This is a genomic window from Luteimonas deserti (assembly GCF_013425765.1).
Classification (GTDB): Bacteria; Pseudomonadota; Gammaproteobacteria; order Xanthomonadales; family Xanthomonadaceae; genus Luteimonas; species Luteimonas deserti.
This window is the reverse complement of sequence record NZ_JACCJZ010000004.1, coordinates 336,330-350,729: the sequence shown is the minus strand read 5'-3', so window position 1 is coordinate 350,729 and position 14,400 is coordinate 336,330. Positions and strand designations below refer to the sequence as shown.

Annotated in this window: 14 protein-coding genes; 6 read left to right on the top strand and 8 right to left on the bottom strand. The window is 68.7% G+C overall.

The annotated features are described in order from the left end of the window. Nucleotides 1-26 precede the first annotated feature (26 nt). The 4 genes from H0E82_RS02175 to H0E82_RS02160 all read right to left on the bottom strand — a co-directional run bounded on the left by H0E82_RS02175 (nt 27) and on the right by H0E82_RS02160 (nt 4,351). Nucleotides 27-1,103 carry a peptidoglycan-binding protein gene (locus tag H0E82_RS02175; protein WP_219338360.1) on the bottom strand — a complete coding sequence of 359 codons (1,077 nt, stop codon included), beginning with the start codon at nt 1,101-1,103 and terminating at the stop codon, nt 27-29. Nucleotides 1,104-1,146: 43 nt separating this feature from the next. Further along, nucleotides 1,147-1,470 carry a hypothetical protein gene (locus tag H0E82_RS02170; protein WP_180543325.1) on the bottom strand — a complete coding sequence of 108 codons (324 nt, stop codon included), beginning with the start codon at nt 1,468-1,470 and terminating at the stop codon, nt 1,147-1,149. A gap of 417 nt (nt 1,471-1,887) precedes the next feature. After that, on the bottom strand, nt 1,888-2,994 hold the full coding sequence (locus H0E82_RS02165; protein WP_180543324.1) for an LBF_2804 family protein: 1,107 nt from the start codon (nt 2,992-2,994) through the stop codon (nt 1,888-1,890). Nucleotides 2,995-3,241: 247 nt separating this feature from the next. Then, nucleotides 3,242-4,351, bottom strand: a complete 1,110-nt coding sequence (locus tag H0E82_RS02160) for an aldo/keto reductase (RefSeq protein WP_180543323.1) — start codon at nt 4,349-4,351, stop codon at nt 3,242-3,244. Between the two features lie 112 nt (nt 4,352-4,463). On the opposite strand from H0E82_RS02160, the gene H0E82_RS02155 reads away from it, so the two are divergent. Beyond that, on the top strand, nt 4,464-5,357 hold the full coding sequence (locus H0E82_RS02155) for a LysR family transcriptional regulator (RefSeq protein ID WP_180543322.1): 894 nt from the start codon (nt 4,464-4,466) through the stop codon (nt 5,355-5,357). Nucleotides 5,358-5,554: 197 nt separating this feature from the next. On the opposite strand, the gene H0E82_RS02150 is transcribed toward H0E82_RS02155, so the two are convergent. Then, nucleotides 5,555-5,719: a hypothetical protein gene (locus H0E82_RS02150; protein WP_180543321.1), complete on the bottom strand. Its 165-nt coding sequence runs from the start codon at nt 5,717-5,719 to the stop codon at nt 5,555-5,557. A 481-nt stretch (nt 5,720-6,200) separates the two neighbouring features. Here H0E82_RS02150 and H0E82_RS02145 point away from each other — a divergent pair, with 481 nt between their 5' ends. After that, a complete protein-coding gene (locus H0E82_RS02145) occupies nt 6,201-7,586 on the top strand; it encodes a tetratricopeptide repeat protein (protein WP_180543320.1) in 1,386 nt (461 codons plus the stop codon). Nucleotides 7,587-7,930: 344 nt separating this feature from the next. On the opposite strand, the gene H0E82_RS02140 is transcribed toward H0E82_RS02145, so the two are convergent. Beyond that, nucleotides 7,931-8,431, bottom strand: a complete 501-nt coding sequence (locus H0E82_RS02140) for a hypothetical protein (protein WP_180543319.1) — start codon at nt 8,429-8,431, stop codon at nt 7,931-7,933. Between the two features lie 370 nt (nt 8,432-8,801). On the opposite strand from H0E82_RS02140, the gene H0E82_RS02135 reads away from it, so the two are divergent. The 3 genes from H0E82_RS02135 to H0E82_RS02125 all read left to right on the top strand — a co-directional run bounded on the left by H0E82_RS02135 (nt 8,802) and on the right by H0E82_RS02125 (nt 11,597). Then, nucleotides 8,802-9,086 (top strand): hypothetical protein, encoded by a 285-nt coding sequence (locus tag H0E82_RS02135; protein ID WP_180543318.1) that lies wholly within the window; start codon nt 8,802-8,804, stop codon nt 9,084-9,086. A gap of 1,047 nt (nt 9,087-10,133) precedes the next feature. Next, nucleotides 10,134-11,216 carry a patatin-like phospholipase family protein gene (locus H0E82_RS02130; RefSeq protein WP_180543317.1) on the top strand — a complete coding sequence of 361 codons (1,083 nt, stop codon included), beginning with the start codon at nt 10,134-10,136 and terminating at the stop codon, nt 11,214-11,216. Between the two features lie 96 nt (nt 11,217-11,312). Continuing rightward, the gene (locus tag H0E82_RS02125; RefSeq protein WP_180543316.1) at nt 11,313-11,597 is read left to right on the top strand and encodes a hypothetical protein; all 285 of its coding nucleotides are present in this window, start codon (nt 11,313-11,315) and stop codon (nt 11,595-11,597) included. Between the two features lie 41 nt (nt 11,598-11,638). Here the strand turns inward: H0E82_RS02125 and H0E82_RS02120 are convergent, their stop codons facing one another. After that, nucleotides 11,639-12,289 carry a glutathione S-transferase family protein gene (locus tag H0E82_RS02120; protein ID WP_180543315.1) on the bottom strand — a complete coding sequence of 217 codons (651 nt, stop codon included), beginning with the start codon at nt 12,287-12,289 and terminating at the stop codon, nt 11,639-11,641. Between the two features lie 76 nt (nt 12,290-12,365). On the opposite strand from H0E82_RS02120, the gene H0E82_RS02115 reads away from it, so the two are divergent. After that, entirely contained in the window at nt 12,366-13,424 is a 1,059-nt protein-coding gene (locus tag H0E82_RS02115) for a WYL domain-containing protein (RefSeq protein ID WP_180543314.1), read from the top strand. A 148-nt stretch (nt 13,425-13,572) separates the two neighbouring features. Here H0E82_RS02115 and H0E82_RS02110 read toward each other — a convergent pair whose 3' ends face one another. Continuing rightward, complete coding sequence (locus H0E82_RS02110) at nt 13,573-14,232, bottom strand: hypothetical protein (protein WP_180543313.1); 660 nt, start codon at nt 14,230-14,232, stop codon at nt 13,573-13,575. Nucleotides 14,233-14,400: the final 168 nt, after the last annotated feature.

Below are 14,400 nucleotides of genomic sequence, written 5' to 3'. Positions count from 1 at the left end.
CCACCCAGGGTTGCCTCCTCGAGCCTTCACTCTCGGGCAAGCCCCTCCTGCATCGGGGTAGGTCCGCAGCGAGTCGGATTTGTCGGCTCGGCGAGGGCTGCGTCGAGCTGCTTCTGCCAACGCTCGCCCGCGGACGAGCTGTGCAACGCGTCCACGGCGCCCCTCAGCGCATCGGGACCATTGCGTAGCGCCTCGAACAAAGCGTTCAACCCCGGGTTCCGGGAGAGCTGGGTCTCACGGTCAACGGCCTCCAAGGTCAGGCGGCCAGCCACACCGTCGTCGAGAAGGCCCTGGTCACGCTGGAACTCGCGGACAGCATGTTCGGTTTGGGGCCCGAACCGACCGTCCACGCTGAGTGGACTTCCGTTCCGCCCCGTATAGCCCAGCCCATGCAGCTGTGCCTGCAAGGCCTGTACTGTGTCGCCACTGGACCCTGGACCGAGGGCCGCGATGCGCGTACCGCGCCCATGCCCGAGGCCCACACTGTCGCCGTCGCGCGCTGCCTCATTGCCGACGGCGGTTGCCTCGCGCCATGCTGCGTCTCTGGAGAGACCCCGAGCCTCCGCGCCCGCAAAGCGCTCGCGCAGCACGTCCAGAGCGGCTGCGCTTTGTGCCGGGGTGATGTGCGCTCGATTCGCGCCACCATAATGACTCTGGCCACCATTTAGCGGGTCGCCAAAGCTCGCCCATTCCCGAGCGAGGCCGTGCTGCGCTTGTTCGAGTGTCGCGCCCGGGACCCCCATGATGTAATCGCGTACCGCTGGTTGCTTTTCTTTCAACAGATACTCAGAAAAGATACGGTCCTGCAGTGCGGGCGTGAAAGGCTCCTCGCGCCCAAGCCCCAGACGCGCGAGAGCATGATTCATCGTCGACGGAATGATTTGATACTTGCCGACAGCGAACACGCGGTCGGGATCATGACGCGGTTTGTTCTGCAGGTCCTGCAGCTCGCCCACTGTGAGCTGCGAGAAATCCATCGGCGGTTGACCGGCACGAATGCGTTCCCGCCCCGATGCGTCGATGTAGGTCCCGCGATTGAATGCGTTGTAACCGGCGGCGCCGGACTCACCCTGATACATCAGGTCGTAAAGAGGATTGCGCATCTCGGTGCTCCATCCATGGGGCCGGCCCGATGCCGGATCGAAATCATTCGAAAGGAACGCGTTCCCACGTTGAGACCTGCAATCCTGCGTCAGCTCCGGTCTCCGCCCAATATTCGATCTCACCGTAGGCACGGATCTCGAGGTCGGTCGGACTTAGCGGGTGGGAAAAACGCATCAGGCAGCGAGCATCGGAACTGCAAGCCTGAAGCTCCGGCACGTCTGCACAGATGCCACAGAAGACCGGCGGAGGCGCCGCAGCGCAGAATTCGCCGGCATTCGGCCCCACCAAGTTCGCTCTGCATTCCGGATTCACGCGCGGCACCCAGCCGCCGCTGACCAGCAGTGCGCGGGCTTCGCTATATGCCATCGAAACGCGTAAAGGCGGGAGCACAATGTCCGCAGCGCCACCGGCGTCCTGGGTGTCCGGGGGCGCGCTAAGCGGCCCCATCGATGTCGCAGACCCATCGGACGATGGTTGCGAACAGGCTGTGGCGATCAGCATGCCAGCCAGCCACACGATCCCCCAGCCGCGACGACACAGTCGCTTCATCGGACGCCCTGACGCATTGATCGGGTGACATCATGCCCCTTTGTACAAGGCGCGGGAAGCAGAAAACCCCGGACACCGTTGTGGGCGTCGTCCGACTTGACGAGGTGCTCGCCGTCTTTTGCTGCAATCGATGAGTGTGTTGCGTGATGACCGTCGTGCGTAAGCAGCGCGCAGTCTCCCCTTCGCTCACAGTTTTGCCGTCCCCGCGCCAGCGAACATCTCCAACGCAACGGGTCACTCCAGCGCGCAGCGTCCCTCGGCGATGCGGCGCCGGGTGGTCTGCAGTGCGTCGCCGAGCCGGGCATCGCAGGCGGCGTAAGCGGATTCGAGCACGCGCCGCTGGCGGCGGCGGATGCGGCCGCGCAGTGCGGTGGTCGTGGTCATCAAGTCCAGCACGGCATGCCGCGTGCGGGTGTCGGCATCGGCCAGGCGTGCGCGCACCTCGGTCCACTCCGGGATGCGCGCCTCGATGCCGAAGGCCTCACGCAGTCGGGCGAGGAGAAGATCGTAGTTGGGGTGCGCGTCCTCGGCGGCGACGATCAGTTCGGCGACGGCATCCAGGGCCAGCCGCAGACCGTCTTCGCCGAGGTGCGCGCGTTCGAGCGCCGCCACCGCCTCGCGCACGGCCAGCGGGCCTGCGGCGCGCACGCGTGCTTCGCGGATCACCCACCAGGCGATCAGCGCATTCCAGCCCGCGAACACCGGAACCGCCGCGAACGGAAGCAGCACGCGCAGCCCACTGCGGGCGAGCACGCGGCGGGCGAGGATCCGCACGACGAAGCTGGTCGCGCCGACCTTGATACGATACAGCGCGGTGTAGGCCAGCATCTTCAGCCGCGAGGCGCGCGCATAGGGATCGATGCCGTGCAGCGCCCGACGCGGGTTGGGAATGTCGAGTGCGGCGCGGGACAGGCCGGTCACCAGCACGTCTTCGGCGTCGCCCTGCGAGAACGACAGCCCGGCGGCATTGGCGATGCCCGCCACGTTGCGCAGCAGCACCCAGTACATCGCCAGCAGTTCCAGCAGGCTCACCAGCAGCGCGATGCCGCCGTACCAGGCCCAGTAGGCCGCATCTCGCCCCGGAGAAAAGAACGACGGCTCGGATCCGCTGACCAGCGCCTCGCGCAACCAGAGGTCCGCCGCTCCGATCAGCGACGCCGAGACGGCACCGGCCAGTCCGCACAGGCCGATGGCCCATGCCTGCAACCGCCGGATGCGCGCACGGTCCTCGTCCCGCCACGGGCGGATCTCGCTGTCGTCGCGCGTGCAGCCGCGGCGCAGGAAGGCCAGCCCGGTGCGCTCGACCACATTGAGCCGCTCGACATCAGCCTCGGTGTCCACGATGCTCCAGCACGATCGGATGGCGCGGGTCTAGCGACCGGGCCGGCAAGACCGGATGCACGCGCCGCACCACCGTCGTGTCCGGACGCGTGCTGGAGGCCAGCAGTCGAGGGACGGCCCCGCCCCGACCAGCCGGTGTCGCGGAGCAGCACTGCCCTGCGTCCGGCACCCGCGTCAGCGTGAGCGCGCGCGGCTCGCGTCTGACGCAGGCGCATGCGCCGCTCCGCAGCGGCTGGCGCGTCGCGGCTTACCGCTGCCCCCAGCCCGTCGCATGCTCGACGCCGAAGCGCATCGACGCCGGCAGCTGGAAGATGAAGTAGGGGTTGAGCGATGGCGGCCGGCTTGCCGCGTCCAGACGCTGCAGCTGCGCGGCGGTCAATGCGATGTCGAGCGAGGCGATGTTCTGCCTGAGCTGCGCAACGCGGCTGGCGCCCACCAGAACCGAGGAGACGCCGGGCTGCGCCACCGCCCAGGCAAGGGCCACCTCCGCCATGGAGCGTGCGTGCTCGGCCGCCACCTCGCGCACCACGTCGACGATGTCGAAGTTGCGTTCGGTGAACAGCATGCCGCCGAAGGGATTGTCGCCGTCGAGCCGGCCATCGTCGTCGGCGCGCGCTTCGACGTCGCCCGAGGCGTCGCCGGGCAGTCGTGCGCTGCGCGCGGCCTCGGCGAGCTTGTCGCGGCCGTACTTGCCGGTCAGCAGACCACCGCCGAGCGGACTCCAGGGCACCAGACCGAGGCCGAGCGCGTCGCCTGCGGGTACCAGCTCCAGTTCCACGCCGCGATCGAGCAGCGAGTACTGGTACTGCAGGCCGATGGGCGCCGGCAGCCCGTGGGCCTGGGCCAGCGTCGTCACCCGCGCCACGTACCAGGCGGGCGTATTGGAGAAGCCGTAATGCAGGATGCGCCCGGCGCGCACCGCGTCGGTGAGCGTCTGCAGCACCTCCTCGGGCGGAGTGATGCGGTCCCAGACGTGCATCCAGTACAGGTCGATGTAATCGGTGCGCAGTCGCGCCAGCGAGCCATCGAGCGCCGCGCGGATGTTCTTCGCACCGTTGCCGCCCCCGTGGGCATTGCCCTGCATGCGCGGGAAGCCGGACTTCGTCGCCACCACCAGACGCTCGCGAGCACCCGCATCGGCGATGAAGTCGCCGAGCATCGCCTCGCTGCGGCCGTCGCTGTAGAGATCGGCGGTGTCGACGAAATTGCCGCCCGCCTCGACGTAGGCTGCGAACACGTCGCGCGACGCCGTGGCGTCCGTGCCCCAGCGCTGCGCGCCGAAGGTCATCGTGCCCAGCGCCAGCGGGCTCACCAGCAGGCCGGAGCGGCCGAGGGTGCGGTAATGGGTGAGGTCCATGGGGGTGTCCTGCGTGCATGCCCGTGATGCGGGCCGGGCATCCAGCCTAGTGGCCGATATGGCATCCGATTAGCCATTGCCGCGCGCATGGGCCTGTGAGCACACTGCAGCAATGCAGCGCGCCCAGCTCAACGACCTGTTCGCCTTTGCCGCCGTGGCCCGCGAGCGCAGCTTCACCCGCGCCGCTGCCGCGCTGGGCATCTCACCCTCGGCCCTGAGCCACGCGATGCGCGGCCTCGAGGCGCGGCTGGGCGTGCGCCTGCTCGCCCGCACCACCCGCAGCGTGGCGCCCACCGAGGCCGGACAACGCCTGCTGCAATCGCTGGCCCCGGCGCTGGCCGGCATCGAGGACGGCCTGGCCGCGCTCGACGCCTGGCGCGACCAGCCGCTGGGCGCGCTGCGCATCACCGCCTTCAGCTATGCCGCGCAGCGCGTGCTGGCGCCGAAACTGCCGGCCTTCCTGCTCGCCCATCCGGGCATCCGGGTGGAGGTGGTGGTCGACAACGCCCTGACCGACATCGTCGCTGACGGCTTCGATGCCGGCATCCGCTTCGGCGACACCGTCGAGCAGGACATGATCGCCGTACGCATCGGCCCGGACCTGCGCACGATCGTCGTCGGCACACCGGACTACTTCGCCCGCCACCCGGCGCCGCAGACGCCTGACGACCTCAAGGACCACGCCTGCATCGGCTACCGCCTGCGCACCTCGGGCGGCCTGCTGCCGTGGGAGTTCACCCACGAAGGCCGCGAGATCCGCATCCGCACCCACGGCCCGCTGGTCGTCGACGATGTGGAGGTGGCCCTGGCCGCCGTGCGCGCCGGCGTGGTGCTCGGCTACCAGATGGAGCACGACGTCGCCGAGGACATCGCGGCAGGGCGCCTGGTGCAGGTGCTGGATGCGTGGTGCACGCCGTTCGCCGGCTGCCATCTCTACCATCCGAGCCGGCGGCAGACGCCGCCTGCATTGCGGGCCTTGATCGACGCGCTTCGATACGCGGACTGAGGCGGCGCGCCGTGGCCGCAGGACCGCCGAGTCTTGCGGAGCGGCGCGAGGCCGAGCGCGACCCCGAAACCGGACGCGAGCGGCCCGACGGAAGAGCCTTCAACGAGTGCGTGCGGACACGTGCGCGCGCTTCGCCCAACACGCCACCTGCTCGAGACGCTGACACCGGCGCTGCGAGCCGGCGCGCCGACGCTCGCTCAGGGGCCGCCGGTCTCGTCCCGCTTCCTTCTTTCTTCCTCGTCCTTCTTGTCCTGTGCGTCCTTCTTCGCCTGATCGTGATGCCACTTGATCGCAAAGAACATCCCCGTGCCGAGCACGACCACCTTGAACACGATGAAGACGATGGGGAACCAGTCGTACATTCGAAGTCTCGTTCCAGGCCACCGCTCGACACGCACTGGCGCGAGGTGCGCCGGCAACTCATGTGCGGTTCGTGCCGCTGCGAGCGACATCATAGACCCGGCTGCGGATACCACGATGTGACAGCTTGTCGCACCCGCCCTGCGCGAGCGGAGGCCTCGTGGATGGCGGGCAACGCAGGCACCCGGCTTCACGGTTCCGGGCGGCGCCTGCCCGGGAGGGTCGGCGCCCTCGTGCGCATGGCGCGTCGGGTTCCGTGCAACCCGCCCGTGCTCGCCCCGCCGGGTCCCGTGGCCTAACATCCGCGGTCCGACGAAGGGGACGGCAATGATCAAGTGCAGGACGCGGGGACTGGTGCTGGTGACTGCCGGTCTGATCTGCAGCGGTACCCTGGCGGCCTCGGCGCCCCTGCCGCCCGCACCGTCCGTGCTCGTCACGCCAGCCGCGTCCACGCCGTCGAAGCTGGATGGATTTCTCGAGAAGGTGTGGACCGCGCTGGCCCATGCAGAGCGGGGCGAGGTTGCCAAGGCACGCGCTCAGCTTGACGCAATCGTGGCGGATTCGCTCTTTCGCTCGCTCACGGGCGCGCAGCGGAACGCGTTGCTTTCCGCCAATGCGACGCTCGCCTGGCAGGACGACGCCACCGCCCGGGCAGCAGAGCTGATGCGTGCCGCCATCGCGGCCGACGCCTCGGACCCGGAAGACCACTACCGGCTGGCGGTGATGGAGTTCCAGCTGGAGGACTTCGCGGCTGCCTCGCGCCGCATCACCGAGTGGATCGGACAGTGGCCGGCACACATCGATCTGCTGGATCGCGGGTTCCTGACAGCGCTTCTCTTCCGCGGTTCGCCTGACGAAGCCGATCGCCGCGCCGTGATGAACGCGCTGTTCGACGCCGGGTGGACCGACAACGGGCGCGGCGTGGCCGACGTCTGGCGCGAGCTCGCGCTGTTGTCGCTTGCCGCCAACGAGCAGGCGCGCGCGGGCGAGGTGATCGCCGGCATTGCCGATCCGCTGGTGCTCGCGAAAATCCGCAGCGATCTCAGGTTCGACGGCATGGCCCCGCTCCTTGCGTCCCTCCCGTCCGTCGAGGCAGCGGCCGTCATGGAGGTGGAGCGACTGCAGGCGCTCTCCGCCGCGATGCCGGGGCGTGTCGACCTTGCCGCGGATCTGGCTGCGGCGCTGCTCATCGCCGGCCGCGAGCACGAGGCGCTGGCCGTCACGGATGCGATGCTTGCCGCGATCGACGCCGATGGCGCAGAGCCGTTCGAGTTTCTCGACGAGCGCGTCTGGCTCTTCAACAACCGGGCGATCGCACTGCGCCGGATGGGACGGCTGGACGACGCCGTCGCGGCCTTCACCGCCGGCAGCCGCCTCGACGAGCAAGGCGGTGTCAACGTGAGTCAGGCGCTCAACCTGGGCGCGTTCCTGTGCATGCTCGGACGCCCTGTCGACGCCGTGCGGGCGATCGAGCAGGCGGGTGAGATGACGGGTTACGGTCGCATGGTGCAGGCGGGGGTGCGCCACTGCGCGGCCCTGCAGTCGGGCGACACGGCGTCCGCTGCGTCCGCCTTGGCCTACATGGAGGCGCATGCGGAGGATTCACCGGAGATCCTGGTGAACGCCTTGCTGCGCGAACAACAGGTGGATCGCGCGGCCGCTGCCCTGATCAAGGCACTCGACACCCCCAGCCGCCGGGCCGAAGCGCTCGAATCGCTGCAGGTCTTCCGCATGCCGCCCGCATTGCCGGAGAGCGCCGCGCTGGAGACAGGCCGTGCCCGTCTGCTGACGCGCCCGGACGTCCAGCAGGCGGTGGCACGCGCAGGACGGATCCTGCAGCACGACGTGTTCGCCCTGTCGGGTTTCTGAGCGGGCCGGCGCGACGCTGCACCGCGCGGACAAGCCATGCACGACGGACCACGTTGCGTGAGATGCCAGCGTGCGTCGTCCGTCACCGCAGAGCGCATACGCGCCGTCGGCGGTCGGAACATGTTTCGCACGCGCACCCGCGGTACAGCCGTGCGCGAGGCGGGTCCATCGGACCGGACGCGGTTCGCTCGCGGGCCCGATCCATACCGCCAGCGCCGGGCAGTCTGTCCGCGTGCGCTGCTCGGATCCGTCCAGCCATCCAGCATGTGATGTCACGACGCACGTGATGCAACCCCGCCCGCAACGGCGGAAGCAGTTGCAAGCGACCCGACACGCCATGGGCGTTATTCGAGGTAGGTCCAGGTCTGGGCCTCGCCGCCATGGTCGCGGATTCGCCACAGGCTGCGCGAAAGTTCGCCCTTGGCGCGCGTGCGCCAGATCAGCCGGTCGGCGATTTTCGCGGTGGAAGTGGCTTCCACCCGCGCCCGTCGTCCACCGGGCAGGATCTCGATGCGCGTTGTCTCCATGGCGATATCCAGGCCCAGCAGGCCCCCGGTGCGCTGCGACAGCGTTTCGAAAGCCGCCAGGCCGTCACGCAGCTGGGTGCAGGCGTCGGCGCGTCCCATCTCGGTGCGCTGCTGCACACCTCCGGCGTGCTCCACGCTGCGCAGGTGGAAATCGTCGGCCATGGCCTCGCAGAGTGTCGCACTGTCATACCGGCGCATGGCCTCGAGCTCCATGCGCATGTACTCACGCACCTGGGCGTCTGAGATGCGGCTTCCGTTCTCGTACACGAGCACGCCCGCGACAAGCAGCACGATACCGAGCAAGACGGTTTTGATCACGATCGAGTCCTTTCGATGAGGGGTACCCGCCTGCCCGGTCGCTCCGGCAGCCGCGCCGCGGAGCGTAGCGCGTGCGCGGGTCGCCCGCCATCCACCGCAATCCGGTACGCGTGGACAACGCGAGCGACATGCCGCGTGACCCCAGGGCTGAGCTCACTTCAGAAGCTGCAGGACCGGCGCTCCCACCCTCGGGATTAGCAAGAGACAACAGTGGTGGCCGATCTCTACAGCCCGTCCGAGGCGGATGTCCGATCTGCGGTCATTTCCGGACGTGCGCTACCGAACCGCGCGATAGCCGCGGTTCTGCTACCTTGCGCGCACTTCGTCGGGTCAGCTGCCGACGCGCCCTCGCACGTGACTTGGACAGCTGATGCCTACTCGCAACCTATCGAACCTCTTCGCTGGCTGGGAAGGGGAGCTCAAGCTCCTGATCGACACCGGGCCGACGCAGGACGAATTCTGGAGCTACTGGGCCGAACGCGAGGCCGCCGTCGAGCAGCTGATTACGCCCGAACTCGAGCCGCAGTTTGAGACCGAGCTGGAGCGGCTTTTCGCCATCGCCGAGGCGCACGGATACCTGCGGCCAACGGTGGTCCACCCTGCCCTTGGCCCGGTCATGGCTGACCCGGTCGGCATGCCTGACGTCAGCAGCTGAGGCCGGCGGCAGCGCCTGGCATCGGCGCGCATCGTAACCACGCGCGATTCACCTCTGATTGGACATCCGCCGCCCTCACGAGGTGTCAGGTCGCTCAGAACGCAAGGATGGCCGCTGCGGACGTGACGAGCGCTGCCTCCCAGGATGTGGATGCAGACATCGGGCGCTATGGCAGCTCGACGATCGATCATATGAAGAGGATCGCTTGCCTCTCGAACGTGGCTGCTCGCTCTGGCCGACCGTGGTTGATGGCGAGATGCCGCAGTCGTCGACAAGCTGCATGCATGACCTGGCCGACAAACCGCGACTGCCGGGAGCTGGGTCGCTCCGATGAAACCGGAGATCGTGTGCTGAGGAGCTTCCCTCACTAGACGATCGTGCGCCTGCTTGCTGTCCCGGAGCATTTCCGGCACTGACCTCGAACACCGCCGAGCATGGCTCGTCTATGCACGCGGCGCGGCCCTAATCGACCCGGCACCCGCGAGAAACGAACAGGCATTGGCCAACCCCGTCGAGCAAGCCTCGGCGAGGCACGGAGATGGACCGGGGTACGCCATCCTGTCATTCGTGATCGTCGACCGCGGGCGCTTCATCGAGGGTCAAGACCACGGGGTATCTCGGCGAGACGCCCTTCTTCGTTTCACCGCAACAAGGCGAGTTCCCGGACGGCGCCGAGCAGTTCCATCTGTAACACCCGTTCGACGTCCGGCAATCGCCGCGCATGATCGTGCTGCCGGGCGCCCGACTGAGATCGTCGGCTTGCGCCGATCGGTACTCGTGCGACGGGCTGGAAGTTCCGATTTGCCCACAGCGTTCGACCGTCGAGCTTTCGACTCGATCGGTGAGGTTATTGCAGGCGGCACGGGGCGTTCCTGATCCTGCCGGGCCCGTCATTGCCCTTGCATGTCCCAGCCTCGGGCAAAGCGGGGCCTCCCCGGTCGCGGCCACAACCGGCGAGACGTGGTCACAAATACGGCATGGACACCTCACGGAAGCGGCCGACGGCTCGGTTTACCCTAGCGCCATCACTGTCCTGAGAAGCCGGCCATGCCCGCGAAACCGAGCACGTCCGCCAAGATCGTCGACCTCGCCCTGCAGGGCGGCGGCTCCCACGGGGCGCTGACCTGGGGGGTGCTGGACCGCCTGCTGTCCGACCCGCGAATCGACATTGCCTGCATCAGCGGCGCGAGCGCCGGAGCGATGAACGCGGTGGCGATGGCCGCCGGCCTGCAGCGTGGCGGGCGCGACGGTGCGCGCGAGGCGCTGGCGCGATTCTGGAAAGCGGTGGCCGACTCTGCACGCCACTCGCCGCTGCAGCGCAGCCTCTGGGACAGGCTCAGTGGGCAGTGGTCGCTGGACCGCAACCCCGCCTTCTTGTTCTTCGAGCAGCTGACCCGGCAGTTCTCGCCTTACGAGCTCAACCCGCTGGACATCAACCCGCTGCGTGACCTCGTCGCCCGCGAGGTCGACTTCGAACGCGTCAACCATTGCGAGGCTCTGAAGGTCTACGTGACCGCGACCAATGTGCGCACCGGGCGCGCGCGCACCTTCAGCCAGCCGGAGCTCACCGTGGACGCGGTGATGGCCTCGGCCTGTCTGCCCTTCATGTTCCAGGCCGTGGAGATCGATGGCGAGGCGTACTGGGACGGCGGTTATACCGCCAACCCGGCCCTGTATCCGCTGGTCGAGGACACCGCCACCCGGGACCTTGTCGTCGTGCAGATCAATCCGCTGGTGCGCGACGCGGTGCCGCGCACCGGCCGTGAGATCGTCAGCCGACTCAACGAGATCAGCTTCAACACCAGCCTGATCAAGGACCTGCGCGCGATCGAGCTGCTGCACCGGCTGATCGATGCCGAAGGCCTGGAGTCGGAGCGCTATCGCGCCCTCTTCGTGCACATCATCCACGCCGAACAAGGACTCGACGGGCTCGACCCCTCCAGCAAGCTCAATGCCGAGTGGGCCTACCTGCAGCAACTCAAGGAACGCGGCTGGAGCTGGGCCGACGCGTTCCTGGAGCGGCATTACGAAGACATCGGCACGCGCTCCAGCTTTGATCTGGGAGCGATGTTCGAGGACAGCTTCCGGCCTCCCGGAGACGACACCGGGAAGACGAAGCGCGAGGCCTGAGTGGGTGGCCGGACGCCCGCCCCTTTCCCCCAATCCCCACTCCCAATCAGCGGTGCCACTCGGTGGCACGCCTCAGTGCATGGTGTAGCGCCCCCGATGACAGCACCGCGCAAGATCGTCCTGCACTCCAGCAGCGGACTTCGACCAGGACTGGATCGCCTCGTCGCCGAATGGATCCGCGAAGGCGTCCAGTACGTGGGCGTGGTGGGCGTCGACGCAGAGGACATCGTGGACGCCATCGACTGGTTCTGCATCGGCGATGGCACCGCGCCGTACGAGATGCTGACCGCAGCCCACGCGGCCCCCGAGACCTTGGACGACGCCCTCGCCCTGGCCAGCCAGGTCGACTTTCCGGGCGAGGTGTCCATCGTCGTGTTCTAGCGCGCGATGCCCCGATGTTCCTCCAGGCCGCGGCCGACCGATCAACCGGCAGACGACGCCGGTGGCGGCGCCATGTCGGCCAGCAGCGCTGCATCGAGTTCGCGGGCGCGCACGCATGCAGGGTGCGCATCGACCCGCGCGATGTAGTCCATGAACACCGGCCGCATGGGCACGATGCCGAACCCGGTGGTCCACTTCAGCGCGTTGCCCCAGTGCAGGTCCGCAGCGGTCAGGCGGTCGCCCAGTAGATAGTCGGCCCGCGCCAGTTGCGCGGCCAAGGTGTCGATGACGGTGTCGTAGTCGCGGTACGGCGAGGCCGATGCTTCGATCGGTTCACGCTTGTAGGCGCGGTCGAGGACGGCCGGCTCGAAGCAGCCAGCGTAGAAGGCCAGCCAGCGCAGGTACGGGCCGCGCAGGGGATCGTCGATCGCGGGCGCCAGGCCGGCCTGCGGGAAACGGTCGGCCAGGTAGATCACGATGGCGATCTGCTCGGTGAGCACCGCCTCGCCATGCACCAGCGTGGGCAGCTTGCCGAGCGGATTGACGGCCAGAAATTCCGGCGTGCGGTTCTGGCCGCTGGCGAAGTCGACCGGTTCCACCGTGTACTCGGCGCCCACCGCTTCGAGCAGGATGCGCGTGCCGGCCGAACGGGACTGGGGGTTGTGGTACAGCGTGATGGTGGACGTGGTCATGGCGACTCCCGGATGGATGGACGGGGAAAGCCTAGTCCGCGTTGCGGACAGTTCCTGCCCTCGATAGGCTGCCGGCGTGTTGTCGACCTCCGCCCGCCTGCTGCGATTGGCCAGCCTGCTGCAATCGCGGCGGCACTGGGCCGGCGCGGCGCTCGCCGCGGAACTGGGCGTGGATGCGCGCACCGTGCGCCGCGATGTCGATCGCCTGCGCGAGCTGGGCTATCCGGTGGAGGCGTCCTCGGGCGTGGGCGGCGGCTACGCGCTGGGCCGCGGCGCCGAGTTGCCACCGCTGATGCTCGACGACGACGAAGCGGTGACGCTGGCCCTCGCACTGCGGGCCGCCAGCGCCAACGTGGGCGGCCTCGAAGACGCGGCCCTGGCACTGCTCGCCAAGCTGGACCAGCTGATGCCCGCGCGCCTGCGCCGGCGCAGCAGTGCGCTGCATGCGGTCACGCTGTCGTTGCGCACCGGCCCTGCTCTGGTGGATGCCGGCCTGCTGCAGACCCTGGCCACCGCATGCCGCGATTGCCGCACGCTGGCATTCGCGTACAGCAGCCATACCGGTGAACCGAGCCAGCGGCGCGTCGAGCCGCTGCGCCTGGCCAACTTCGGTCGCCGCTGGTACCTCATCGCCTGGGACCAGGACCGCGATGACTGGCGCAGCTTCCGCGTCGACCGCGTGCACGGCGCGCCACGCCTGGGTCCGCCCTTCCCGCCGCGCACCGTGCCGGCCGATGTGGCCGAACGGCTGGAGCGTGGCATCGCCTATGCCCCGTTCGCCTGCCGCATGACGCTGCGCGTGCCGGGCACGGTGGCCGAACTCGAAGCCGCGCTCCCCCTGTGGTGCGGCATCCTCGAGTGCGAATCGGCCACCCACAGCCTGCTGCGGGTCGGCGCCGACAGCCCGGAAGCCCTCGTGGCCCAGGTCCTGATGATCGGACGGCCGGCGCAGGTGGTGGCGTGCAGTGAACCGATTGCGGACATGCAGACCCTGCTGACGCGGACGGCGGCGATGTTGCAGACGGCAGGGCCTTTACGGCCGAACGGCGACGCACCGCCCGGGGTGGCCACGCCGGAGCGCGCCTGCGGAAACTGGAATGCACCGACAGCGGCACGTGTCCCGATTTGCGACTGACACCGGGCTTGGATGCCTGCAGCCGCTCGGTGCGTCAGCCACTGTGCCGTGACTCCGCCGTCGCCAGGCCGGAACGTATGAACACCAATGCGCACACTCGCCCGACAATGACGGCGCGAATCAGGTGAACCTGATCCGCGTGATCGATTCAGCCGCCGAACGTGTCGGGACCACGCGCAGGACATGCGTCGACCCGCGTGGGGGTCATCGACACGAGGTCTGAACTGAAGCACTCGTCGAGCACCGAGCAGTAACAGGCATCGAACTCCAGCTCCACGCGTGCGCGGTTGAGGCCGTCCCAGACCGCCTGCTGGGCGGGATCGGCCGCGTACTCGAGCACGCGGGCGCGCATGCCCGGCTTGTACACGCCGATCGCCGAGCCCACCGCACTGGGTGCGAGTTGCGCCGCGGCCGTGGACGGGGGCGCCTCTCGGGTGAGGTCCACTCCCGGCGCGACGCCGCAGCACAGCTGCAGCAGGTGCTGCGGATGCTTCACCACCTCGCCCCGGTACCGGACCACGAGGTTCTGCAGCAGCGCCGGCCCGCTGCCCGCATTCTCGATCGCCATCACGATGCGCCCCGGCTCCTCGCCGAATCCGCCATTGGTGGTGATGTAGGTGAGGTACGGCCACGAGTTCGCGGCCACGAGCCGCTCCTGCGTCTTGCCGTGGTGGATCGCCACGGCCAGCGAGATCAGCGAGATGAGCAGCGCCGCGAGGCCGATCGCGAGATCGCTCGCGCGATGTCCGGTCTTGCGCGCCTTCGGCTCCACGCCCTCGGCGCTCACTTCGATCGGCGGCTCGGACATGGTGGTCACTCCCGGGGGTCGAGCGATTTTTCCGGAGCGGTCCATCGCGTGTCAACGGACGACCCGACACGCGTCCTCGCAACGGGCGAACCGACGCGCGCTTCGCCAGCTTCCTGCGCGCCTACCCCTGACCGCATGCCCGCTAGCCCAGCGTGGTGGCAGGCGTCG

Excerpts from the sequence above, each read along its gene's own strand:
- H0E82_RS02175 (WP_219338360.1), bottom strand. The coding sequence starts at position 1,103 with ATGCGCAATCCTCTTTACGACCTGATGTATCAGGGTGAGTCCGGCGCC.
- H0E82_RS02170 (WP_180543325.1), bottom strand. The coding sequence starts at position 1,470 with ATGGCATATAGCGAAGCCCGCGCACTGCTGGTCAGCGGCGGCTGGGTG.
- H0E82_RS02160 (WP_180543323.1), bottom strand. The coding sequence starts at position 4,351 with ATGGACCTCACCCATTACCGCACCCTCGGCCGCTCCGGCCTGCTGGTG.
- H0E82_RS02155 (WP_180543322.1), top strand. The coding sequence starts at position 4,464 with ATGCAGCGCGCCCAGCTCAACGACCTGTTCGCCTTTGCCGCCGTGGCC.
- H0E82_RS02150 (WP_180543321.1), bottom strand. The coding sequence starts at position 5,719 with ATGTACGACTGGTTCCCCATCGTCTTCATCGTGTTCAAGGTGGTCGTG.
- H0E82_RS02135 (WP_180543318.1), top strand. The coding sequence starts at position 8,802 with ATGCCTACTCGCAACCTATCGAACCTCTTCGCTGGCTGGGAAGGGGAG.
- H0E82_RS02130 (WP_180543317.1), top strand. The coding sequence starts at position 10,134 with ATGCCCGCGAAACCGAGCACGTCCGCCAAGATCGTCGACCTCGCCCTG.
- H0E82_RS02125 (WP_180543316.1), top strand. The coding sequence starts at position 11,313 with ATGACAGCACCGCGCAAGATCGTCCTGCACTCCAGCAGCGGACTTCGA.
- H0E82_RS02120 (WP_180543315.1), bottom strand. The coding sequence starts at position 12,289 with ATGACCACGTCCACCATCACGCTGTACCACAACCCCCAGTCCCGTTCG.
- H0E82_RS02110 (WP_180543313.1), bottom strand. The coding sequence starts at position 14,232 with ATGTCCGAGCCGCCGATCGAAGTGAGCGCCGAGGGCGTGGAGCCGAAG.